The organism is Paenibacillus sp. LK1, from assembly GCF_002750415.1.
Classification (GTDB): Bacteria; Bacillota; Bacilli; order Paenibacillales; family Paenibacillaceae; genus Paenibacillus; species Paenibacillus taichungensis.
On sequence record NZ_PEII01000002.1, the window covers coordinates 375,077 to 398,808 of the forward strand.

Genomic DNA, 23,732 nt, shown 5'->3' on the forward strand with positions numbered 1-23,732 from the left:
TCGCCTTGTTAACCAAGGCGCTGCAAAGCCTATTTGATTTCCGTAATAATCGGTAATTTAACCCTTCAGCATCAGTTCGGCATTTGAACAGTTACGATATCTTTTCCTTTCAGATTCTCATTGGTGAACTGCATCGCTTGATCGTAACCAGTCTTCCGAAGCTGTTCCCTGAGGTCGTTGATAATGCTAAGGGCCGCTTCATCCGATTTTGCGAAAATGGCTTCCTTCCAGGCATCTCCCATCCGGTCCATGGAAGGCTTCAACATTTCCCATTCCGGTGATTTGGTGATCACATCGCCCGGGTTGTAGGCTGTAATTACCTGAATGCCGTTTGGACGCAGGATTTTCCGGGCATTTTCCATGGCATCTAGTCTTTCCTGGTCTGCCCAGATGTCGCCACCTGCTGCCGAATTGATCCGGTCAAGCCCCGTAATCGATTCCAGCCCAATGGAAATGCCCTCGTTTTTGCGAACTTTACCGGATTGATCTGCTGTAAACTTATCGAACCATTCTTTATTCGGTACAGGTTTACCATCCTTCATATCCCAATGAACCCCTTGAACTCCGTACCGGGCCAGCATGAAGCCTTCGTCAGAAGCCATGTAATCGAGAAACTTGAGCGCTGCATCTACACACGCGCCCTTGCAGCTACTGGTGATAGCCGTTACGTTGTTTCCTTGAATGCCAAGATCAACAGGCCGGCTCGGGTCAACATCAGCCCTCTCCAATGGTCCGAGTGGGATGTAATCGCTTCCAGGATGTGAAGTAACATATTCTTTGGAGGCGTCCAAAATGGCCGGATAATGTGCGGCAAGGATAGCAATGCGTCCTTGATTAATTTTTTCTTTAGCAATAGGATCCGTCTGAGTAAAGGCTTCGGGGTCCATCAGCCCTTCTTCGACCAGTTTACGATAGAACAGCGTGTATTCTTCGTATCCTTTGGTGAAAAAGTTATGTTCTACCGTTCCGTCACCTTTGTCTACATAGCCTGCACCCGAATAGAACATCGTGTTTCCGATGCCTACGGACCATCCGTTACTAAAGCCTCCCAGTGGAAACACGGGCTGACCGCTCTCCTTCAGGTTGGCATCTTTGATTTTTTGGAGGAAGTTATAGAAGTCTTCCTTCGTCACGACAGACTGAGGATCCACGCCGACTTTCTCAGCGATGTCTTTGCGAACATAGAAGCCATACAGCCAATCCATGCCGTCTTCGTTCGTTGCGGGCTGATTTTGTAAAAGTAAATATTTTTTGCCGTCATACGCATCTATCGCTTTTTCATACAATGCTGGCGGCACATTCTCTTTTGCAATGGATTTCGCCAGGTTTGGGTAATCCCCCAATTTATCGGATATATCTACCAGCTGTCCTTCTTTGGCAGCCTTGATGATCCCGTCCAGCTCGCCGCCCCATGCAGGTCCGGTGTAAATGTCCGGCAAATCCTGTGTGGCGAAAATCTGGTTTACTTTCTCCGTCTCGCTGCCTTTCGTATATTCCCACTCTAATGTGACGCCAGTTTTCTCTTTGATGACTTCCTCGACAGGGGTTATCCCATTATCCGATCCGCCTGAGCCATTCCAATTGTGCAAGATTTTGAGTTTACTTCCGTTCTCCCCTTCTGCGCCTTCCCCATTCCCTGATGAATCCGTGCAACCGCTCAGCAAACCTCCAACCATGATGGACACGAGCAAGATGGATGCGCCTTTCGACCAAATCCTGTTCAAACCAATCGCCTCCTTGAATAAATGATCTCGGTAAAGCTCTAGCAAATTCAGGTCAGGATGATCTACCCTTTAACCGAACCAATCATAACCCCCTTCACGAAATATCGTTGCAGAAACGGATATATACATAAGATTGGGAAAACCGTAATGACAAGCAATGCCATTCGAAGTGATTCAGGTGTTGCTCCTGCTCCACCGACTCCACCAACCGTCTGACCACCCTGCTGTGCTGCACGCTGCATCGAATTGGATAATGCCTCTGCTTCTGTCAGCATTTCTTGCAGTAGGGTCTGTACCGGTATCAAATCTTTGTTAGATACGTAGTAGGCGCCAGAGAACCAGTCATTCCAGTGGGCTACCCCAATGAACAGCGAGATCGTTGCAAGTACCGGCCCGGAAAGAGGCAGAATGATACGTACGAAGATTTGAAAATCTCCATACCCATCAATACGCGCCGATTCCTCCAGTTCCTCCGGTATGCCTTGCAGGAATGTCCGAATAATGATGATGTGCATGAAGTTGAACAACATGGGCAGAACGTATACCCAGAAACTATTAATCAGATGCAGTTTTTGAAGCGTAATGAAGAACGGGATGAATCCTGCGCTGAAAATCGTAGGCAAAAAGATGTAAAAGGTAAAAAAGGAGCGACCTGGCAATGTTTTTTTGGAAAGTGCATAGGCCATGAGTGTACACAATACAACGTGGAGAAAAGTACCCAGCACGGTGCGCATAATCGTAATTTGATATGCCTTCCAGATCCGTGCGTTATCGAATACCTGAGCATAGTTATCCAATGTGAATTGGCGGGGAAGAAAATAAATCGCGCCTTGCATCGAATCCTTACCGTCGTTCAGTGAATAAGCCAAGATATATATAAACGGGTAAATCATCGAGAATCCAACCAAAGCAAGAAAAATATAGTTAAGCACCGAGAATATGGACCATTTTCGTTCCATAAGGTCACCTCCTTAGAACAGGGATACATCACTGACTTTGCGGGCGATGCGATTAACGGTTACAACCAGAATGAGTGCAATAACACTTTGGAATAGTCCGACAGCTGCAGCGTAACTGAGACGTCCTTCTCGAATCCCAGAGTTAATGGCATGCACGTCCAGTACACTGCCAAGGCTTGCGGTTGCCGGTCCATTCAGGAGAAGCAGTTGTTCATAACCTGCGCTCATCAGACTGCCCACAGCGAGTATGAATAATATGATAGCTACATTGCGGATACCTGGAAGCGATACATGCCACATCTGTCTGAAGCGTCCCGCACCATCCATTTTGGCAGCTTCGTAAAGCTGCTGATCAATACCCGCAATCGCGGCCATAAAGATGATGGAATTCCAACCGATATTCTTCCAAATGTCTGAACCGACGATCATCTGATAGAACCATGTTGGATTGTTTAGGAACTGGATCGACTCGGCTCCAAATGAACCTAATAAGTCATTGACTGGTCCCCCATATGGCGTTAGGAGTCGTTGCATCAGCGTAACCACAACGATCCAGGATACGAAATAAGGTAAGTAGGAAAGGGTCTGAACCGTCTTTTTGAATTTAATCATTCTAACTTCATTTAAGAGGAGTGCAAGAATGATTGGCATCGGAAAGCCAATTAGCAGTTTCATGAGACTGATGATGATCGTGTTACGGATGATGTCACCGGATTGATAGTAATTGAAGAACTGTTGAAAGTACTTAAGGCCTGCCCATGGACTTCCGGTGAATCCACCAACGAAATTGTAATCCCTAAAAGCAACCTGAATTCCATATAACGGTACATAGGAGAACAGGAAAAACCAGACGATTCCGGGCAGCATAAACAAATAAAAGAGTTTATGCTGCCAGATTCGTTTCATCAATCGATTGTTGCTCACTCGTGTCTTGATCACATTCCAACCTCTCCTTTCTCATGATGGACGGTCAACCATCCCAGCTATAACTGTCCTAACTTCAATCGTAACGTGATGATTTCAAATGGCGTGAAGGATAAAGCCATCTCGGATGCTCCTTCAAATGAAACGGGTGAAATGATATTTTCCATAAGATCAGTCGTCCAGGCTTCTGCTATATGGAATCCAAGATGTAATGCCGTGGTGACATGTGTTCCCGAAGTTTCATATAGACGGACGATGATGTCGTCTCCATCCTCGGCTTTTTTGACGGATTCCACCATGATGTGCGGATGATCCGGCTGAAGAAATGTTTTCGAATATGGGAGCTTACCATTCTGCTTACCAGATACAGATGATAAGGAATCTGTACGAAGCGGAATGTTCAGTTCATTACCTCTTCGATAGATCTCAGCCTGAACATGGTTGCCTTGATGCGGATATAACGAGTAGGTGAACGTATGCTCCGCTCGATCCGCTTCCGGATCAGGATACGAGCTGCTGCGCAGCAAATTCAGACCAAGCACATTATCGATGGTTCTATGACCATATTTACAATCATTAAGCAATGCGACTCCATAATCCGGCTCCGATAAATCAATCCACTGATGAGCACATATCTCATCCTTGGCGAAGTCCCACATGGTATTCCGATGAGTTGGTCTGGTCAAACTGCCAAATTGGATCTCACAGTGAACCTGATCTGTACGGATATTCACCGGGAATGAAGTTCGAAGCATTTTCCCGTTCTCTCTCCAATTCACGGTAGTCTCGAAATCAATCCGTCTGCTGCCTTCTGTCAGAACCACGGTCTGGATCAGAGTGGATTCTCCATAGTTATACTCGAAGACCAGCCCGACTTTTGGACCCTCACGAAGCTCGCGAATGTCATGAAGCGTTAATGGCATACCTGTATGTGTGGAATAGTCATGACTGAAATCCCAAGCATCTCCTTCATCGTGATACACACGAAGTGCATTTCCGGGATGACCTTGCGGAATGACTTCACGCGCTTCAGCCTTGTCCCGGATGGAGATAATGGCTCCGTTCCGATCAAACTTCACGATGAATGTGTCGTTCTCCACACAGCGTTCTTCAGCGGAAACGTGAAATTCCGACTCTTGTATTCCCGGAACTAACTGGGCACATGATGCGATCTCATCTATAGCGCCCTGGTCCACATGATCTGATACCACTGCGTATCCCATGGATGGAACCTGAACCTTGCGCCAGCTTCCATTCGTGTGAATCCATTCCTGACGCTCCCAAGGCAATGAATTGAATATCACCACGGAGGAGCTGGATGAGGATTCGATATTTGAAAGGATCTGGTCTGCCATATGGCTGTAGGTTTCGTTGATCATATTTTCTGTCTGATCTAAAAGTTCTTTATATCGTATGAGTGACTCATCGTACACACGCTTGATGGAAGAGCCGGGAAGGATATCATGGAACTGATACAGGAGGACTTCCTTCCATATCGTTTCCAGTGACTCGGACGGATAAGACTTGCCTAGCTGTGAAGCCACAAGTACTGAGGCGAACTCCAATTCGCGCAGTGCTTTCTCCATCTTCCGGTTATACCGCTTGCTTCGCGCCTGACTAGTCAGTGTTCCTTGATGCTTCTCCAGGTAAAGCTCACCGCGCCATGTCTGGAACCGTTCACGTTCTTCATTAAGTCGTTCGAAAAATTTCCAAGAAGGTTCCTGTATAACTGGGGACAAGCCAAGCAGGTTTTTCTCCCGTGTCAGCCGCTCCAAATGCTCTTCGCCAGGCCCTCCGCCTCCGTCTCCTATACCAAAGAGCATTAGCGCATGGCTTGATACATTTTTATCCAGATACCCCTGTTCGGCTTTGATGATCGAACGCGGAGCTGCAGGACTGTTGTAAGTATCCTCTGGCGGCATATGTGTTAATACAGCTGAACCATCAATTCCCTCCCACAGAAAGGAATGATGAGGATGCCGGTTATACTCACTCCAGGAGAGCTTCTGGGTCATCATGTAATCCACACCGGATTTCTTTAATATCTGGGGCAAACTTGCCGAGTAGCCGAATACATCAGGCATCCAGAGCGATTTCATTTCCAGGCCAAATTCCTGCTGAAAATAACGCTTGCCATACAATATCTGGCGTACGAGTGATTCACCACCAGGCACATTGGTATCCGATTCTACCCACATGGCGCCTTGCGGTTCCCATCTGCCTTCACGTACACGTTCCTTGATCTGCTCAAACAGCTTGGGATAATGCTGCTTGATCCAATCGTACAGCTGCGGTTGGCTCGCTCCGAACACATAATCGGGATAACGCTCCATCATGCGAAGCACGGTTGAGAACGTTCTAGCTCCTTTACGGATCGTTTCACGGATCGGCCATAACCAGGCCAAATCTATATGAGCATGACCCACAGCGCTAAGAGTTAAGACCGGATCGCCTCCCTGCAGGGTTAGCTGTTCATTTAGTCGTTTTTTCGCTTGCTCGACATTCTCTTTCGAGAAATCGATCAACTGTACTGAAATATCATAGAGCGTCTGATAGATTCTTTCCTTCCGGGCGGAACCTTCATGGAGCTGCTCTGCGGTCTCCAAGAGCACCTCGGTATCGTAATAGAGATCCCGAATATCTCCCCTGCAGAAGGCGATGAGTGCTTCTTTCAATGTTCCTCCCCGATACTTGCCGAACAGATCGTTATTGCCTGCATCTGCCCACACTTCAACTTCCTGGCCATTCACAGACGTCTCATTGAGCTGCACGACTCGTTTGCCAGGGAGACCTAATGAAAAATCAAATTCGGAGTTAATCGTCGTCAATCCTTGGATAGGTGATCCTTCATGGTCAACCAGACACAGCTCTCCATTGACATCCAGCAAGAGGACCGTCGTTTGGTTACCTGTGACTGCCGGAAGATTACCTGCAAAACGGAACCAGGCACAGTCCCATAACTCCCCCCATTGTTCTCCTTGCTTGAGTCTCACTTTCGTGCCGGTCATCCGTTCCTCGTAAGGTACGGGCTCTGGTGTAACCCAAGCCGTCACTTCCAATTCGGCAATCGGCTCATATATGGCTTCCCGAAGTTTGTTTAACATCTGTTTTAACCGTTCTGGCCTTATCGGTTCGTAGGGCATGCTAGTATACTCCTCTCTGTTACATCAATCAGGTTGTATTGTGAATTCAGGAAGTCCAGCGGACATGAACCTCTGCATTGTTCTCGTTGCCATGTTCGTACTGAAGAAGCACTGTCTTTGAATCCGGGTCCCATTCCCATACCACTGGGGCCATCTGCTCTCGAACCACATACTCGGCAGATAATGGTTTACCCTTGCAGTACAACCTTGCCGTTGCCTTCATGTTGGCAGGTCCTCTTGCAATGAATCGAAAACCTGTGTTCGACTGGGATAGACCTTCTATTCGGGAAGAAGCAGCAATGACGGATACTTCTCCAGCCGTTGGACGACCCGCTTCAATATCATAGAGCAAGGCTTGCTCTCCCGGATTTAGGGTCAACTGACTCAGCACTGAGAGCTTTGAATCAAACAAATCCACAATTGGTCCTGGAATGACTACTGCCTCTTCGCTGACCGATTCATCGAGAACCGATACGATTAGATAGGGACCTCGTCTAATTTTGAAATAAGGCTTCGATTCCCACTGTAGTTCTGGTCCGTGGACAGCTTCCATTGTTTCTTTGACAGAATGGCGTAGCCGATCAGCCCCTGCCTTGGATAAAGTGAAGTCAGTCGGATGTTCTTTCAACCAGCAAACTACCCCTTTTCCTACCTTATTGACACCTTGCCTCTTATCTTTTAGACCTAGCTGTTCAAACAAATGTGATCGAGGGGAGTTATACGACTGATCTGACTGCCCTTGCTTGCGGTCATGATTCCACCACGCACGAATTTCGTGATACGGGTCGCTGTCATCGCCTACATAGATTAACGCTCCACCATCCTGTACCCACTGTGCAAGGGCATAATGAATGTCCGGATATTCCGGTTTGATAAATTCATAGCTCAGTATGAGTACACGATAAGTTGCCAAGTAACCCGGATACCGCCTTACATTATCCAGTTGAAGTGGACGGACAGGAATACCATGTTTTAATAACGGCAGTGTCAGACCGTAAAAAGGAGAGAAATCTAGCAGTTCTGTATCGCCATCCTCCTGAAATCCTTCAGGATCTGTTCCATCATATTTACCGGCATGAGGTGCATTAGGGTCTGGCTTCATTCGTTGAAACATCGCTGAGTCTGCAATAAAAACGCCAACTTGTAATGGCTCCTCTGCTGTTTCAATCACATCCTGATTCATGTTACCAAGGGTGTGCATGACCTGAAGCAAAGTTGTGGCATAGTCTGACGGAATTTGCTCCTTACCAGTGCCATCCTCGGATGGATAAGTGCCTTGAAAGATGCGTCGAGGCCAAGGCGCGACTTCATAATGAGCGACCCCGGGATGCAGCAGTGAGGCAACCACCGTTTTTAAATAGTTCTGGCGGTAATCAGCCCAGGTGTAATTTGGGTTATCTTCGATCGGATCATGCAGGAACCACATTCGTCTGTCGGTCCCACGAACCAGTTCCTGCATGACGCCGTATTCGAGGTAAGCGGTTTCAAACGTACGTTCCTTACGCAACCCTTCATACACATTGGGGGTTCGGGATGTCCCGGTCCAGATCTGTGCAATATACCCATCGATGGAGGGCAGCTCTAAGAGTTGAGATTGTGGACTGACAATACGCCACTGTGTGTAATTAATCAGACTATGGGTCGGAACATAAAAGCGAAGAACACGATCATAACGTTTTAACGCGTAGTCCTTCATCTCGGCACATAATCGGTCCAGGACACGTGTATATAAATATGCCTTTAATTTGGAAGCTCGAAATTGTGCATCAGGTGAAGCGTGTGGCGGAATCCAAGGCTCTTTGTAATACAACTGCCATTCCCGTTTAAAAGCTTCCGAATAGCCTCCATTTACCCAGAATTCAGGTTCCTCCAGATGGATGGCTTCCACACCGGCGTCAACGGCAATACGTATTCGATCCGCTATGTAATGACCAAAGGAAATGGTAGGCACCATGTATGGAATAACTGGTTCGCTCCCATGAAGAATCATGTTGCCTTCCCGGTCCATTTGAGCTTCATCCCAATGTACTGCCCCATCGACCTCGCCATCCAGATAGCTGTTATAGGTCCCCCAAGCAACTCCAGTCATCAAATGAACCACATATCCTTTTTCTTTCCACTTCAGAATGCGTTCCTGCATCGACTCATCAATCCCGTAAACCATCACAAAGTCAGTCTGCAGATCATAATCCGGATGGTAAGCAGCAGATTCTTGAAATCCGGTACGCTCTTCCTTTCGATCTCGTGCCATTTTCTTAACCTCCCCAAGCTCGTATTTGATTTGGGTTGCAATGTATGACTATCCATCATTTTCTAGACTATAATATATGATATGAATATATTCAATATGTTTTTTATACAAACATAAAAAAAACCTTCTCCGCTTCTCTCCGGAAAAGGTTTTCTTTTCTTGTGAAAATTAAGCTTGAGGAACCGTTCCGGTGGTTTGACGTACGACCAGTTCGGGTTCAATCAGCATTTTGCTATAACTTTTCGCTTCCCCATGACCACGTAATACTTCAAGTAATTTAGCAGCCGCCCGATACCCCATATCCCGCTCAAATTGCTTAACATGGGTAAATATACTGAATTCCTCCACGATTGAGGTGGGATCATCGAAGCTTACAATCGATACATCTTCAGGCACTCGAAGCCCGGCTTGTTTGGCCATTTGATAGATTTGCACACCTAACCTGCCGTTAAGCGAAACATAGGCTGTGACCATCCGGTTTTGGATATATCGATACAAAGGGTGGGCCTCCGCTTCCTTAAGTTCAGTTAGCGGTTGGAAATCCGTGATCATATGAGCGGGATTGATTAACGCGCCTTTGCCTTTTAAAGCCTCAATATAACCTTCAATCCGCTCCTGAACCGTAACTGTCTGAAGGGGAGAATCCGAGCAAATAGCGATATCCCGGTGCCCCAGCTCCCATAGATGCTCCACAGCTAGCCTTGTGCCCCGTCTGCCATCTGCCGCAATATAATGTGTCTCGACCCCTGGCAAATAACGGTCCATCAGTACAAAAGGAAAACCCGAGAGCTTCATGCCGAGGATCTCCTCATTGTAGTTCTCTTCATCCACAGGAAAGATTAATAGACCTTCTGCCCCAAGCGCCTTCATTTCCTTGATGACATCCTTCTCTTTATCCACCTTGCCATGCGTAAACATGATCATGCTGCGATATCCTTCGTCACGCAAGGCTTGCTCAATTCCCTCAACGAGCCGGATGGCAAAATAATCATGGATGGAGGGCACAATGATGCCAATCATTCCTGTAGACAGTGTCCCCTCTCTACCTTTCATTGTGTTCGCTTGCGTTGAGGTCATAGAAGCACTATCCGCTTCTTCAGCTACAAAACTGCCTTTCCCCGGCACACGGGCAATTAACTTTTCATTTGCTAATCCGGTCAAGGCATTGGCAACTGTAATTTTACTGACCTGAAACTGATCCATCAGTTCCTTCTCTGTCGGTATGCGATCACCGGGTTTCATATTTTCTTGAGTTATGACATGTCTGATATAGTCCTGGATTTGTTGATACAGTGGAATTCGATCATTTGTACTCATTTTGATCACATCACCAATTCATTCATAATATTTGAGATATATAATATATCCTTTCACCTGCAAGTGCAATAAACAAGCTGAGCTTATCTGCAGTTAAAAAGAACATCTCCTTGATATCATCGCATTTAAAATGCCTGATTTCCAGGAATAATGGGAAGTTTTGTCGAACCCCTTGTAAAATTATATATGAATATATTTAATATGTGTTGGATAGAGATGTGTGGATTGGCTTTTGACCAAAAAAGGAGGGTGGGTATTACGAAGGCACAGCTCTAATTCTTGACTATAACAAGGAGTGAATTCGCCATGGCTCGTAGATTCACGATGCTCTGTTTAGCTCTCATATGCGCTTTTTCATTAACCGCCGGCGCTGCTTCAGCTTCGAAAACGGATGTGCAGACTGCCAAACCTGATGGGTCCAAACACCGTGAACTGCCAAGTTTCAAAAAGCCTAAACATTTGGATGCAGCCGACATCTATGATGCGCCAGGTGACATCAAATTGTTGCTGGGAACATTACAGGGAATCGTTAACAGAGAACAACCCCGAATCTATCTGATTGAGTCCCAGGAAGAAGGTAAATTGACCTGGCTTAAGGACATCAATGTACCTTACACGCTTCATCAGGATTATTGGGAAGTGTTCTCTGCTTATCGCAACGAAGTCAAAGGCATGGTTGTATATGATCCCCAAGTACCTGATACAATCAACGTAGCAACCACGCTCGCAGGATTGAAAAATGCTGTGGTTGCCAGTCCCGAGTTAGCAGTCAAATTGTCCAAAGCCCCTTACAAATTGAAGATTGTGGATGACCTGCGGGGTAAATTCAATAGTAGGATAGATGCCTATACCTGGCAATATGAGAATCTGTGGAAGAAAACGAACCACCAAATGTTAATTGGACTTGATCCGGATACAGCGATTCGCATCCCTTCCGGGATGCCTGAATCCTTTGTTACGATAACGGAGGAAAAACAACAGATTCGAGATGCAAGCAACCGTAATACGTATTCCCTGGATCTTTCTACACTCTTGGGAAAATCTTCAGTATATCTCCGATTTGATGACGCCTTTACTCAAGATGGCTGGGGACCGGCTGTACATGAGGTTACGGTCAAGGCGGATGGAAAAGAGATCGCTAACTTCATTGCAGGAACACCGGAAGAAGAACAATTCCTGTATGATAGACAAAATTCCAAGGTTGCTGAAGGAGAAGGCGGCCACCGTTTCGCCGATAATGGCAATTATTTTGTGTATGAATTCAGTCCACCTGTAGGTACTCAGAACCTGACGGCTGAAGTGGACATGTGGAATCAGTATAAAGTATCCGCGGGTAATATCCGCCCTCTCTCCGCTGAGCAACGGGAGCCTTATGCATATTTAAGGGATTATGCAGTCGCTAATAAAGCGATGGTATTCTGGCTGGATTCCAATATACCTGAGCAAAAAGCACTCTTCGAGAAGATCATGTCTGATGTAAAACCCGGAACTCCCTACCTTGGCTGGTTTAGCAATGATGTCGAAGGTGAGTTCAGCTCCGTTGAGATCGCATCTCGATATGGCGTCTATGTTCTCGCAGCCGATTGGTTCAGCAACCTGACTGTTTTCTCGGGGACAAAACCGAATCTCACCCCGGTGAAAAAATCTCCGCGACCTGCGCTGGAGAACAAAATCTATGTAACGTATACCTTTACGGAAGGCGATAATTTTCAGTATAACCAGCATCGCATGCGTGTGATGTGGGATGATCCGGCCAGAGGTAAGGTTCCGATTAACTGGACTTCAAGTCCGCTTCTCTACGAAGGTGCACCAGCAATATTGAATTATTATGTAAACACTGCGACCCCAAATGACCTGCTGATCGCAGGACCGTCCGGTGCAGGATACTTCTATCCAGAGGCATGGCCCGACTCAAGCTTCCGGCAATTTTTGCAGCAAACCGAAAAATATATGAAAAAGACCGGCATGACCATTCCTTATGTGTTGAATCGTATAGACAGCGAGAATGTACCTCTCACGCCTTTTAAAGCCAAGGCTTATGCACAGGATTATCATGCGCCCGGCTTATTCATCAGCTATGAAGACAACTATGGTGTGGAAATCGTTAACGATAGCCTACCCGTATCCACAATTCGTGGAATAAGTACGGTGCAGGACGGATTACAAGTGCTGAATGAAGCGAAAGCGAATTGGGATGGTAAGTCCCCATTGTTCGTTTCCCTTGGATTGCTTGCATGGAGCACGACTCCATCCGATGCACTGGCAATCACCGAAGAACTCGGAACAGAATTCAAGGTTGTCCGTGCTGATGACTATTTCTCCTTAATCCGAGAAAGCTACCACTTACCCCCTAGCAAGTAATAACCATACTTACAATGAATCTGCAGACGCATAAAAGCATCGTACCCTGAGTAATTGGGTACGATGCTTTTTTCGAATGAAACCTCACCGCTGATCTACCGTTTAACAGTGACACCGGAACATAACAGCACCGCATGATCTTTCTTTTGGAAAAAATCATGCAGGCGCTGACCTCTAATCATAACTATCCTATTAACCTATCATCCACTCAAATGCCTACTTCTTCACTGGTTTATCCGGTTTACCTGGTTTATCCGCTTTGCCTGCTTCCAGTTTAGCCGCTCCTTCCAGCAGAAATACGCCGCTTAGCTGAGCGGTAAGGTCGAGTGGGTTCTGGGCTGCTTTCCCCCAAGCTTGACCGAATAATCCATTGTCCCGGCTACCTTTCAGTAAGGCATCGGCATTGCGATAAACCGCCTTTTTAAGGCTCTTGTTATGCCCGACTTCATACAACTCGACCATGTAGCGGATCAGTATGCCTTTGAACAACGCACCGTCCCCGTCGCCGTCCTCTTTAAATATGCCCGTCTTCTCATCCGTTAAGGTCTTCAGAGAACCTGCTGCCGTTTTCTCGGCATCTTTCAAATACGTCTTCTTCCCTGTTATCCGGTAGAGTTCAACACCCGCTCCGATAAACGTGCCTTGATTGTACGTGAATATCCATGCTTCATTCACATCCAGTGTGCCATCCTCCTTCAGCACCAAACCATCCGCTACCAGGCCCGTTTGCGGATTTACCAGATATTGTTTCTCCCAATCATATATTTTTTTGGCCCATTCCAGATCCCGCTCATCGCCAAAACGTTCATACAGCCTTGCAGCCAAGATGGCGGCAGGCCCACTGGAGCATGCATTTCGGTTATATCGCTGATCCTTTTTCCAAGCCATACCGCCAAGCTCATCTTCCCACCAGGCGGTCTTGATATCATCCCACAAATCCAATACGTATCCCTTCATCTCTTCGCTGCCTGTTGCATCATACAGACGAAGTCCAGCAAGAGCAAGCCATTCCATATCATCGTAAAATTCATTGTGAAGTGAACCGTTGCGAGCAATGATACTACGAACGAGTTCTTCCGCACGTTCAGTGTACGCTTTGTCTCCTGTACGTTCATATCCGTCCACCAATGCATCAACCGCATGAGCCTTCCACCAGTAATTCAAGGCCTGTTCACCTTCTGGTGTTGATGGATAAGCATTATTCATCATTTTTGATACATCATTCCAGTAGTATTCATGCAGCTTCTCTTGCGCCCACTGCGCCTGATCGGCATAGCGATTCTTGCCACCACTTGTTGCCCCCATGGTGGTAACCAGTATAATGCTGAGTACCAGCGTGAGGCTCACCATTTTCCTTTTGTTCATCAGATCCCTTCCCTTCTCCAGTCGACGTTTAACTAACAGTTCACTCGTAAAGCTGTGTCAATCCCTTGCTCCAGCTCAGAACATTCCTGTACCTGACGACGTTGCGTGCCTTCACCCCCTTCCACATTTCTCAGACAGACGGCTAATGATGCTGATAATCAGAACTATTCTTTTACGGCTCCGAGTACGATTCCGTGGATTAGATAACGTTGCAGAAAAGGATAAATCAGCAGAATGGGAATCATGGATACCAGAATTTTGGCAGAATTCAACGTTGTATTGGAGATTTTATTGAACTGCTGCAGCTGTTCGACTGAAAGATTCTGCATCTGATCCCGTGTGAGGCTGAGCTGCTGCAGATAGGTCTGGAGCGGGATTTTGGAGCTGTCGTTAATCAGAATGATCCCGTCAAAGAAATTGTTCCAGTGCCCGACAATGACAAACAGCATGATGGTTGCCAGACTCGGCATGGAAATGGGGATGAAGATTTTGAGCAAAATTTTAAGCGGACTGGCACCGTCAATGAATGCGGCCTCTTCCAGTTCCTTTGGAATTCCCTTGAAGAAGTTCATGAGGAGAATTACATTAAAGACAGGAACTGCCCCCGGCAAAACTAGCGCCCAAATGCTGTTGATCAACCCCAACTTGCTGATGACCATATACCAGGGTACGATTCCGCCGCTGAACAGCATTGTAAACACAATAATCCACATATATGTGTTTCTCGATCTGAATTGTGTGACGCTTCGTGACAACGGATAGGCCATGAGAATGGTCAAAAACATATTGATTGCTCCTCCAAGCACCACCCGCTCGACCGAGATGACAAAGGCCTTCCAAAACTTCGTATCATTCAGAATCTGGCCATACGATGAGAAATTCAGCTCCACTGGAAAAAAATAGACCCGACCTGCATTAACAGCCGTACTACTGCTGACAGACATCATAATGGTATTGACAATCGGCGCCAAGGACATGAACGTAATCAGAATTAACGCAAACATAATCAACAGGCGGGATAGCCTGGAGCCGAGCGATTTGGATTGAATCATGCTAACCCTCCTAGAAAATTCTGTACCCCGCATACCTCGAAGCCAGTCTGTAGGAAATCACAATCAGAACAAAGCTGATCACCGATTTCATCAGTCCAATCGCTGTTGCAAATGAATATTGCATGTTGATCAGACCCATACGGTACACAAAAGTATCAATAATATCGCCCGTTTCATATACCAGCGGATTATACAGGTTAAACACCTGATCAAAACCCGCATTCAGTACATTACCAAGACTCAGCGTACCCAGCAGGATAATCGTCGGGAACATACCCGGCAGCGTGATATTCAGCGTCTGTTTCCAGCGACTTGCGCCGTCCATTGCGGCAGATTCGTACAATGCAGGATTAATTGCCGTTAATGCAGCTAGATAGACTATCGTCCCGTAGCCAAATTCCTTCCACGTGTCCGTCACAATGAGCAGCGGCCTGAACCAGTCATTGCTCGCCAAGAACATAATTCGCTCCAAGCCTAGAAACTCAAGGAAGTTGTTCACCATGCCATCGAAGGAAAAGATCATGGTCAGCATCGTGCCCAGAACCACCCAGGACATAAAATGCGGCAAATAGACGATGGTTTGAATCGTACTCTTGAATACCTTCAGACGCACCTCATTTAACAGCAGAGCGAATACGATAGGTACAATCAACCCTAGAGCAATCTTTCCAACTGCGATGACCAATGTATTAATGAAAATCTGCTTCGCGTCCGGGAGTTGAAACATATACGTGAAATTGGATAGCCCTGCCCATTTGGACCCGAATATTCCTTTGGCAGGAATGAACTTTTGGAATGCCATCACAACCCCGAACATCGGTACAATTGAGAAAATGAACAGCATGATCATGCCAGGCAGCAGCATAAAATGATAGGTCATTTCATCAAAAGTTTTACGTTTCTTTTTCCTCCCGTAACGCACTTCCCGCTCTTCACTAACGGTTGTTTCCATTTGAGCCATCGTCCTTTCCACCTCCATCATGTGCCTAATTGGACAGGATTTATCGGCGAAAGCCCGTGCGAAAGTCCACGATCAGGCTTCCGCACCTAAGCTCACGCAATCGTCATCTTTTACTCATCTCGTTAACTTCTTCTGTAATCTCATCGCCACCCGTACGTTTCCAAGTGTCGACAAACTTATCGAATTCATCTACAGGCGCTTCCCCCATAATGATCTTGAGCATGGTTTCCTCTTCTAGCTTCTGCAGATTCGCCCACTTCAGCTTCATCGTCTCAGTTGTTCCATAAAAGCCTGCGGGGATCACTTCCAGGTTCGGATTGTTCGCCTCACGCTGCCCTTCGATCCGGGAGAGGTATTCACCGTAGGTATTTGCATCAATCGCATTTCCTTTCTCTTTGAATGCCTGATAGGCCTTGAAAGAAACGACTCGGTCTTCCTGAACAGCAGAAGCATCACCTGCCTCATCTGCTTTGATCAGATCATCGTAATAACGCTTGAGTACATCATCATAATCGACTTGCATCGGAATCTGGGTAGGATCATTGTTCCAGCGGCTTGCATCGGTCAGCAACTCGTCGGGATGCTCTTTCTTGTAATTGATTGCGTCTTCCGTTAAGGAGTACAGAAAATCCGTTGTTAAATTAACTGATTTCATGATCGCTTCAGGATGCGCAAAGTCCTTCTTCACAACGACGATGCCGCCGCCCACCGGATCTTGCCGGATCGTCTTGAACTTGCCATTCTCATCTACTGGTGCGGATACGGCAACCCAGACTGCTTCAGGATCTTGCTTAATGGAATCCTTGTAGTTGGTGTAGCCAATCCACCATGGATTAAATACCATTCCTGCCTGTCCGTTGATAACTAGGGCTTCCTTCTCTTCGTTCGACCGGACAGCAAACTGTTTATCAATCAAACCTTCTTTATACATGGCGCTCAGCTCTGTCAGCGCTTGCTTCACTTCGGGTTGAACAGATCCATATTCAACCTGACCGTCTTTCTGAATCCAGTTCATCGGAAAGGCACCGTGTGCAGCAAAGATCGGCGTAAAATTCATCGCATTGGAATCCATGACCATGCCTACCGTCTTGCCTGTTCCCGAAACGTCCTTCTCCACAAACGTTCTTGCGAGATTCCATACATCCTCAACGGATTCCGGGAGCTTCGCGCCTACTTTATCCACCCAGTCCTTCCGGACCCACAGCAATTGGTGCTGGTTTCCGATATTCGTCATAGGCAGACCCATGATTTTTCCGTCCACCTTTACCTGATTCAGTAGCAAATCTCCGTAGGAACCATAAATATTTTTAACACCCTCGGATGCTGTCTTCTCGTAAACCTCTGTCATGTCGGCAATGAGATCGTTATCCACCAGTTGATTAAATATTTCGCGGCTGACAAGCATTACATCCGGGAGGTCACCTGTCGTCATCGAGAGTGATAGCTTCTGATCCATATCATCTGTTTCCCAAGCTACCTTGGCCTTGACGTTCACCCGGTCTTCTACATAGCGTGTAGCCAGATTGTTTTCAATAGTATCGCCGGCAGGCAGATTGTTCACATGATTGGTATTTCGGCCAATCGTAAATTCCACGGGTGTCTCATATTTACCATAAGGTTCATAGTCCTGTTGTGAAATTTGCGGTTGTGCACTCTCGTTATTGCCCCCTGTACAGCCACTGATTACAGCCAACATCATGCTTCCAATCAGCAGCGTAGCCATCTTAGTGCGCTTCTTCATCCTGTCATCCCCTTTATCTGATTTGCTTTTGATAACCAAATTGTATGCGTTTTCAAAATTGGCGTATATGCCACATTTTTCGGATATGTAACACTTTTTTTATGACCTCCAATTTACTTTATTTCTCTGTGTTTAAATTTTATAAACAGTAACAAATAAGCGGTCGCAACAGCAACCGCTTCAGTACTAGCGCTATGTTTTTAATATAATTACACGCAATCATGTGGCAGGAAGTACGATTGACACTTCCGTTCCGTTGCCTGGTTCACTATGAATAACAAGCCCGTAATCCACACCATAATACAGCTTGATTCGGTCATTAACGTTTCGGACACCACACCCGCCGTTCTCTCCTGTTAACAAACCTGCTGTCTGTATAGGCGTCATGCCAACACCGTTATCACGAACGGTTAATTTAATCCCCTCTTCCACCCGGCTAACCACTATGTGAATGTGACAATCGGACGCAGCTGCCTCCACAAAACCATGTTTGATGGCATTCTCCACAATTGGCTGCAAAATAAAATGAATCACCTCTGTATGTAGTACATCGTCATCGATATGATAATCCACATCAAATCGACCATCGTTCATGATGAGCTGCAAATCCAAATATGCCTTAATATGCTGCACCTCAGCCGCAATGGTGGCCATATTCTTCCCCTGGTTAAGTGTTGTCCTATAGAAACGGGCTAATGCAGATACCATATAACTCGTTTCTATATCCGCCCTTTTCTCGGCCCTCCAGCGTATAAATGAAAGTGTATTATACAGGAAGTGAGGGTTGATCTGACTAATCAACTTGTTATATTCACTTTCCTTCTTGGCAATTTCGGCGTGATACACCTGGGAGATCAGGCTGTTGATCCTTGTCAGCATTTTACCGATACCGTTGGTCAGCTCACCAAATTCATCCCTGGATGAACTTCGGATAATCACATCCAGATTGTTCCGCTCAACCTTGTCCACCTTGTTCTTGATATGGATAATTCTTTGCGTAAAGTTATTAGAAATAACATAAATGAGCAAGAAGGTAATAATCAGGCTGAGGATGATGACAAACAGCGTAATTTGAAAAATACTCATTGCATTGGCGTACGCATTGGTATTCAGCAGATTATAGTGAATGGTCCAGCCGTTGTTGGCGAGTGAGCGGCTAAGACTCAAATCACCAGACTCCTCAACTTTCAAACCTGCGACCGCAGCAACATGCTCATGGTTTTCCTGAAAGATCACATGCTGCTTCGCATCCTCAATATAAACGGCTACATGTTCCGACAGATTGTCCAGGTCTGCAAAGATGCTATCATGCTGAATGGAGATCACCATAAAATTGCTGTCTTTCGGATTGCTGATCAATTCCTGAACGAGATAAAGCTTCTCCCCATCCACAATCCAGCGTCTGCCTCGAAATCCGTCATACCAGGACTTGCTCTTGAGATCCCCAATTGGCAAAATATTATTGCGGATTCCCAATAACTCCCCGGATGTATAAAAGGTAATGTCTTCAATATCATCATCCATCAGCCGGATGTTCGAGATCAACGGCTCCAGGATATCCCGGAAATCCAGGTACATATTATAATAATTTTCTTCGTAGTCTTTCGTAAATATTTGCGATAAATCCCTATTCAGCACCATGAACTCACTTAACGTGTTGTACCGATTAATCTTATAATCCATAATGTTAGACACCTGTTCCAGACTCGCTTCTGCTTCACTCCGCAACTCCTTGATTTGAATTCGGTAAGATTGAATGAAGGAGAGCAACCCCAGCAGAAGAATCGGAATGAGTGCGATCACCAAATGCGACAGCAGCAGCTTGTTTCGGAACTTGATATCATTGAATTTGCTCTTGATCCATCCGATCATGAAGCACCCCGCACTCTCTGAACTGTAACGGACTGACACCGAATCTGTTTCTGAACAGCTTGGCAAAATAAGAATGATTGTCTATGCCAACGGCCCCTGCAATATCATTGATTTTCATATTCGAATGAGCCAGCAGATGGCTTGCACGCCGCAAACGGTAATCGGTCAAATATTTCGAGAAGTTTTCCCCGGTCTCTTTTTTAAACAAAATGCTCAAATACCCTGGAGATAGATAAACATCGTGGGCTGCCTCGGACAATGAAATATCTCTCTGATGGTTATCCTTCACATAATCCTTCACCTGTTGAATGACCTTCGATTCCACTGATTCCGGTTCGGGACCTCCGCCATAAGCACGGATATGCGTAATATCTTCCATCACCTGTAAGAACTCTTCCCTGACCAGTGGCTTGAGCAAATAATTAACTACACCTAGCCGAATCGCACTGCGGGCATATTCGAATTCATCATAACCGCTGCAGATGACAATCTTTATGTTCTGCTGCGTTTTCCTGGCTTGTTTGCTAAGCTCCAGTCCGTCCATAAGCGGCATTTTGACGTCGGTGATAAGGATATCAATCGCGTTCTGAACCAGAATTCGCTCTGCGCTCATCCCGTTCTCAGCTTCCAATACTTGAAAGGGAAAGCCGTAGTGAGAGATCAAATCCTTAATGCCTTCTCTTTGAACGCTCTCATCGTCAACAACAAGAACATTAAACATCATGACATCTCCTTTACAAGTGAAAGTGAAGAAAACGATAAGTGGAATATCTTTTTTCCATGGTATGCCAGTCATATCGTAGTATATCATAGATTTTTGGAAAGGCTTTCAAAATGGTATTCCGCCACTTTTGCAATAGGCATAACTTGTAAACAACAAAAAAGCCGCCAAGAAGGCGACTAGTTCCGTACACATGTTATCCTTTAACCGCACCCAAGGCAACACTGCCTATAATTTGTCTGGAGAATATCGCAAAAACAATGATAATAGGCAAGATCGAGATCGCAACACCCAAATATAACAGTCCGTAATCCATTCCATAATATCCTTGTACCAGTGCAACGAGTACCGGAAGCGGATATTTATCCAGCGAGAAAAACAGGACCAGCGGCGTGAGAAAATTATTCCACGAACCGATAAAGGTGAATATGCCAAGCGCCGATATGGCTGGGCCCAGAATGGGCAACACAATCTGATTGAACGTGCGAAACTCCCCTGCACCATCTACACGTGCAGATTCAATAATCTCGTCTGGAATGCTGCTCTCCATAAATTGTTTGATAAAAAATACATTAAATGCATTCGCCGCTGCCGGTAAAATGATCGCTGCATAGCTGTCCAGCAAACCTAACGTACTGAACAGACGATACATCCCGATCAGTGCGAGCTGCCCAGGCACCATCATGGTTGCAAGCAAGAACAGGAATAGCCAGTTGCGTCCTTTGAATTTGAACTTGGCGAAGCCATATGCCGTTAGGGAACCAATATACAAGGATAACACCGTAGACGTTCCGGCAATGAAAAAGCTGTTGGCAAACCCGCGCCAGATATTGATTTTGGAAGCCATGTTCGTATAATTATCCAGCAAGAAGGGGCCGGGCAGAAACGTAAATGTCGATGCAATCGTCGCATTATTATGCGTGGAATAGATGAGCATGAGATAAAATGGAATGATACAGAGCACGGCTAGGCTAATCAAACACAGATAAATAATGACTTTGCCCAGTGTCAGACGCCTCACAGTATCGTATTGCTGTAGAGTAACTTTTTGTTGTTCGACTGGTTTGACGGTTGGCATTTCATTTCCCCCTCCCTATGCACGGCTCTTGCGCTTCGTCATCATGAAGGATACGACCGATAGCAGGATAATGATGATGAACAGACAGAATGCAATGGCCGCTCCATAACCAAAACGTGTACTTTGGAATGCCACATTATACAGATACATAATACTCGTCATGGCTGCACGATCCGGACCACCCGTTCCATTCGTCAATGTAAACGGCTGATCGAAAATCTGAATGCCCCCAATAATGGATGTGATCATCTGAAACAGAATGATTGGACGCAGCATTGGAACGATGATATGAATGAAAATATGTTTCTTTTTCGCCCCATCCATTTGAGCAGCTTCCTGCAGTGACGGATCAATACCCTGAAGCCCTGCCAGATAGATGACCATGGAGTAACCAAAGTATTGAAAGAACAGAATGGATGAAACAATCAGTCGCATAAACCAAGGATCATTTTTCCAGTTAATCGGATCATCGATGAGTCCAACTTGAACCAGAAAATGATTCAAACCGCCGGATTGCCAATCAAAGATCAGACTCACAAGTAGACCCAATGATGCTGCCGTAACGATATTGGGAAAGAAATAAACCGCTCTGAAAATATCTCTTCCCTTAAGCAACTTGTCGTTGAGAATAAAGGCGAGTACAAGCGAAACGGTTAGTTGTGGGACTACAGAGACACCCCAGATAAAAAGGGTATTAAATAACGTCTTGTAGAACAAAGGATCTTGCAGAACCGCAATATAGTTACCCATTCCGACGAAGTCCGGCGTGGTAATCCCATCAAAGTTGGTGAAGCTGATATAGAGAGAATACAGAATAGGGTATAGTCCAAAAATGGCGAAAAGAATGAAAAACGGAGCAATGAAATAGTATCCGTAATGGTCTTTGCGGATTGACTTGGCAAACATGTTTTGTACCCCCAGTCATCGGATGATTAAAAGGCATTTGCTTACTTCTAAGCTAATCCACTTCCAGCTCCGGAAATCTCAATTTGACATCACGATTGATTCGTTTTACGGCTTCTTCTTTGGTCTGAATGTCGTTATTGAGATACAACTGGAGTACATTTTTGAAGATATCATTGTTAATGATTGAGTCATATTTGGTTCGCTCATATACAGGAACCTGCTTCGCTGCTTCCGAGAAAAACTCAAAATGCTTCTGCCCGCCCAAATACGCTGAAGATACGGAGCCTGCAAGCTGATCATTCACGACCATATTGCTTGTAAAATAGTCCTGTTCCGTCGCAAGCCCAGACAGAAAATCATGATCAAAGTTATAAAACTCAATAAACTTCCAGGCTATATCCTTTTTTTCACTTTTGCTATACATCGCAATATAAGTTCCTCCGGCACTAAAAGCGGATGGCCCCGGCGCGAGACCCCACAATCCTTCGGTATCCGGAGCGTTCGCCTTAAAGGTGTATTGCAAGGCCCAGGTTGCTCCTGGATAGAACATCACCTGACCTTTTTGCATTGAAGCCGCATATCCGGCACTACCATCATCCAACTCTGCAAGCACATGCCGCTGACGTGCTTCACGAACAAGGTCAAGCACCTTCATATAGGTGGGATCGATGACTAACTTCCCATCCTTAACCCATGGGATACCATCATATGAATTAGATATTGCATTCCAGTTGGCAAGGGCATGAACTTTATTTCCACTTTTCTGCTCTACCCTCTCTCCAATCTCGAATATCTTCTCCCATGTATCAATTTGCGGCGCTACCTTCTCCGGATCGTCCGTTCCTAGATATTCTTTCGCCAGATCTCTCCGATAATAAATGCCTCCAGGCGTTCCCTGATAACCGATCGCTCTAACATTTCCTTCGCTATCCTTCTCATTAGCTTGCACAAAAGCATATTGCTCTGTAATTAGTTCATTGGCGTTATACGGTGCCTCAGATAAATTCTCCAAGTACGGCACATCAATCAGCTCTCTTATATTTGCATTCTCGATCATAAACACATCCGGAGCCTTGGACGTTGTCTGTAGTGCAGACTTAAGCTTGGTGATGTAGAAATTGCCCGGAATATTGACAAAGTTCACTTTAATGTCCGGATATTTCTCCTCGAATTTCTCAATCGCATAACCTGCTTCATCCGTAAAACTCCAGACGGTGATCTCCTCCTGCTTGGACTGGTTGGCTCCACTTGGTTGGCAGCCAGACACCATTATCACTGCGCTTACGAGTGCAATCATGGAGATATATTTAAGCTTAAACTTCTTCATGGGCCCCCTCCTTCAAAAAGGAAACGCTTA

Annotated in this window: 16 protein-coding genes; 1 reads left to right on the forward strand and 15 read right to left on the reverse strand. The window is 45.8% G+C overall.

Translation table 11 applies throughout. The features are described 5' to 3' along the window. Positions 1-71: 71 nt before the first annotated feature. From CS562_RS05425 to CS562_RS05450, 6 genes are all read right to left on the reverse strand, one after another. On the reverse strand, positions 72-1,724 hold the full coding sequence (locus CS562_RS05425; RefSeq protein ID WP_099854192.1) for an extracellular solute-binding protein: 1,653 nt from the start codon (positions 1,722-1,724) through the stop codon (positions 72-74). A 62-nt stretch (positions 1,725-1,786) separates the two neighbouring features. Beyond that, on the reverse strand, positions 1,787-2,683 hold the full coding sequence (locus CS562_RS05430) for a carbohydrate ABC transporter permease (protein ID WP_099854195.1): 897 nt from the start codon (positions 2,681-2,683) through the stop codon (positions 1,787-1,789). Between the two features lie 12 nt (positions 2,684-2,695). Next, on the reverse strand, positions 2,696-3,622 hold the full coding sequence (locus tag CS562_RS05435) for an ABC transporter permease (protein WP_082935088.1): 927 nt from the start codon (positions 3,620-3,622) through the stop codon (positions 2,696-2,698). Positions 3,623-3,666: 44 nt separating this feature from the next. After that, positions 3,667-6,750: an alpha-mannosidase gene (locus CS562_RS05440; RefSeq protein ID WP_099854198.1), complete on the reverse strand. Its 3,084-nt coding sequence runs from the start codon at positions 6,748-6,750 to the stop codon at positions 3,667-3,669. A 46-nt stretch (positions 6,751-6,796) separates the two neighbouring features. Then, positions 6,797-9,001 (reverse strand): hypothetical protein, encoded by a 2,205-nt coding sequence (locus tag CS562_RS05445; protein WP_099854200.1) that lies wholly within the window; start codon positions 8,999-9,001, stop codon positions 6,797-6,799. A gap of 168 nt (positions 9,002-9,169) precedes the next feature. Next, entirely contained in the window at positions 9,170-10,318 is a 1,149-nt protein-coding gene (locus CS562_RS05450; protein ID WP_076288496.1) for a GntR family transcriptional regulator, read from the reverse strand. A 306-nt stretch (positions 10,319-10,624) separates the two neighbouring features. On the opposite strand from CS562_RS05450, the gene CS562_RS05455 reads away from it, so the two are divergent. Further along, positions 10,625-12,679 (forward strand): GxGYxYP domain-containing protein, encoded by a 2,055-nt coding sequence (locus tag CS562_RS05455; RefSeq protein WP_099854202.1) that lies wholly within the window; start codon positions 10,625-10,627, stop codon positions 12,677-12,679. 216 nt (positions 12,680-12,895) lie between these two features. Here CS562_RS05455 and CS562_RS05460 read toward each other — a convergent pair whose 3' ends face one another. The 9 genes from CS562_RS05460 to CS562_RS05500 all read right to left on the reverse strand — a co-directional run bounded on the left by CS562_RS05460 (position 12,896) and on the right by CS562_RS05500 (position 23,702). Next, positions 12,896-14,044, reverse strand: a complete 1,149-nt coding sequence (locus CS562_RS05460) for a glycoside hydrolase family 76 protein (protein WP_099854205.1) — start codon at positions 14,042-14,044, stop codon at positions 12,896-12,898. 164 nt (positions 14,045-14,208) lie between these two features. Then, a complete protein-coding gene (locus CS562_RS05465; RefSeq protein WP_099854208.1) occupies positions 14,209-15,096 on the reverse strand; it encodes a carbohydrate ABC transporter permease in 888 nt (295 codons plus the stop codon). Between the two features lie 10 nt (positions 15,097-15,106). Beyond that, positions 15,107-16,057, reverse strand: a complete 951-nt coding sequence (locus tag CS562_RS05470; protein ID WP_217504772.1) for an ABC transporter permease — start codon at positions 16,055-16,057, stop codon at positions 15,107-15,109. Between the two features lie 103 nt (positions 16,058-16,160). Further along, positions 16,161-17,798: an extracellular solute-binding protein gene (locus tag CS562_RS05475; RefSeq protein WP_099854210.1), complete on the reverse strand. Its 1,638-nt coding sequence runs from the start codon at positions 17,796-17,798 to the stop codon at positions 16,161-16,163. Positions 17,799-18,017: 219 nt separating this feature from the next. Further along, positions 18,018-19,670, reverse strand: a complete 1,653-nt coding sequence (locus tag CS562_RS05480; protein ID WP_099854211.1) for a sensor histidine kinase — start codon at positions 19,668-19,670, stop codon at positions 18,018-18,020. Beyond that, on the reverse strand, positions 19,639-20,391 hold the full coding sequence (locus tag CS562_RS05485) for a response regulator transcription factor (protein ID WP_246318150.1): 753 nt from the start codon (positions 20,389-20,391) through the stop codon (positions 19,639-19,641). The genes CS562_RS05480 and CS562_RS05485 overlap by 32 nt, the downstream gene beginning before the upstream one ends. Before the next feature lie 196 nt (positions 20,392-20,587). Further along, positions 20,588-21,469 carry a carbohydrate ABC transporter permease gene (locus CS562_RS05490; protein WP_064638483.1) on the reverse strand — a complete coding sequence of 294 codons (882 nt, stop codon included), beginning with the start codon at positions 21,467-21,469 and terminating at the stop codon, positions 20,588-20,590. Positions 21,470-21,484: 15 nt separating this feature from the next. Continuing rightward, complete coding sequence (locus CS562_RS05495; RefSeq protein WP_076288490.1) at positions 21,485-22,375, reverse strand: carbohydrate ABC transporter permease; 891 nt, start codon at positions 22,373-22,375, stop codon at positions 21,485-21,487. Positions 22,376-22,427: 52 nt separating this feature from the next. Beyond that, positions 22,428-23,702 (reverse strand): ABC transporter substrate-binding protein, encoded by a 1,275-nt coding sequence (locus CS562_RS05500; RefSeq protein ID WP_257219384.1) that lies wholly within the window; start codon positions 23,700-23,702, stop codon positions 22,428-22,430. Positions 23,703-23,732 lie beyond the last annotated feature (30 nt).

Coding starts and splice junctions, on each gene's coding strand:
- CS562_RS05430 (WP_099854195.1), bottom strand. CDS start 2,683: ATGGAACGAAAATGGTCCATATTCTCGGTGCTTAACTATATTTTTCTT.
- CS562_RS05440 (WP_099854198.1), bottom strand. CDS start 6,750: ATGCCCTACGAACCGATAAGGCCAGAACGGTTAAAACAGATGTTAAAC.
- CS562_RS05445 (WP_099854200.1), bottom strand. CDS start 9,001: ATGGCACGAGATCGAAAGGAAGAGCGTACCGGATTTCAAGAATCTGCT.
- CS562_RS05450 (WP_076288496.1), bottom strand. CDS start 10,318: ATGAGTACAAATGATCGAATTCCACTGTATCAACAAATCCAGGACTAT.
- CS562_RS05455 (WP_099854202.1), top strand. CDS start 10,625: ATGGCTCGTAGATTCACGATGCTCTGTTTAGCTCTCATATGCGCTTTT.
- CS562_RS05460 (WP_099854205.1), bottom strand. CDS start 14,044: ATGAACAAAAGGAAAATGGTGAGCCTCACGCTGGTACTCAGCATTATA.
- CS562_RS05465 (WP_099854208.1), bottom strand. CDS start 15,096: ATGATTCAATCCAAATCGCTCGGCTCCAGGCTATCCCGCCTGTTGATT.
- CS562_RS05470 (WP_217504772.1), bottom strand. CDS start 16,057: ATGGCTCAAATGGAAACAACCGTTAGTGAAGAGCGGGAAGTGCGTTAC.
- CS562_RS05475 (WP_099854210.1), bottom strand. CDS start 17,798: ATGAAGAAGCGCACTAAGATGGCTACGCTGCTGATTGGAAGCATGATG.
- CS562_RS05480 (WP_099854211.1), bottom strand. CDS start 19,670: ATGATCGGATGGATCAAGAGCAAATTCAATGATATCAAGTTCCGAAAC.
- CS562_RS05485 (WP_246318150.1), bottom strand. CDS start 20,391: ATGTTTAATGTTCTTGTTGTTGACGATGAGAGCGTTCAAAGAGAAGGC.
- CS562_RS05490 (WP_064638483.1), bottom strand. CDS start 21,469: ATGCCAACCGTCAAACCAGTCGAACAACAAAAAGTTACTCTACAGCAA.
- CS562_RS05495 (WP_076288490.1), bottom strand. CDS start 22,375: ATGTTTGCCAAGTCAATCCGCAAAGACCATTACGGATACTATTTCATT.
- CS562_RS05500 (WP_257219384.1), bottom strand. CDS start 23,702: ATGAAGAAGTTTAAGCTTAAATATATCTCCATGATTGCACTCGTAAGC.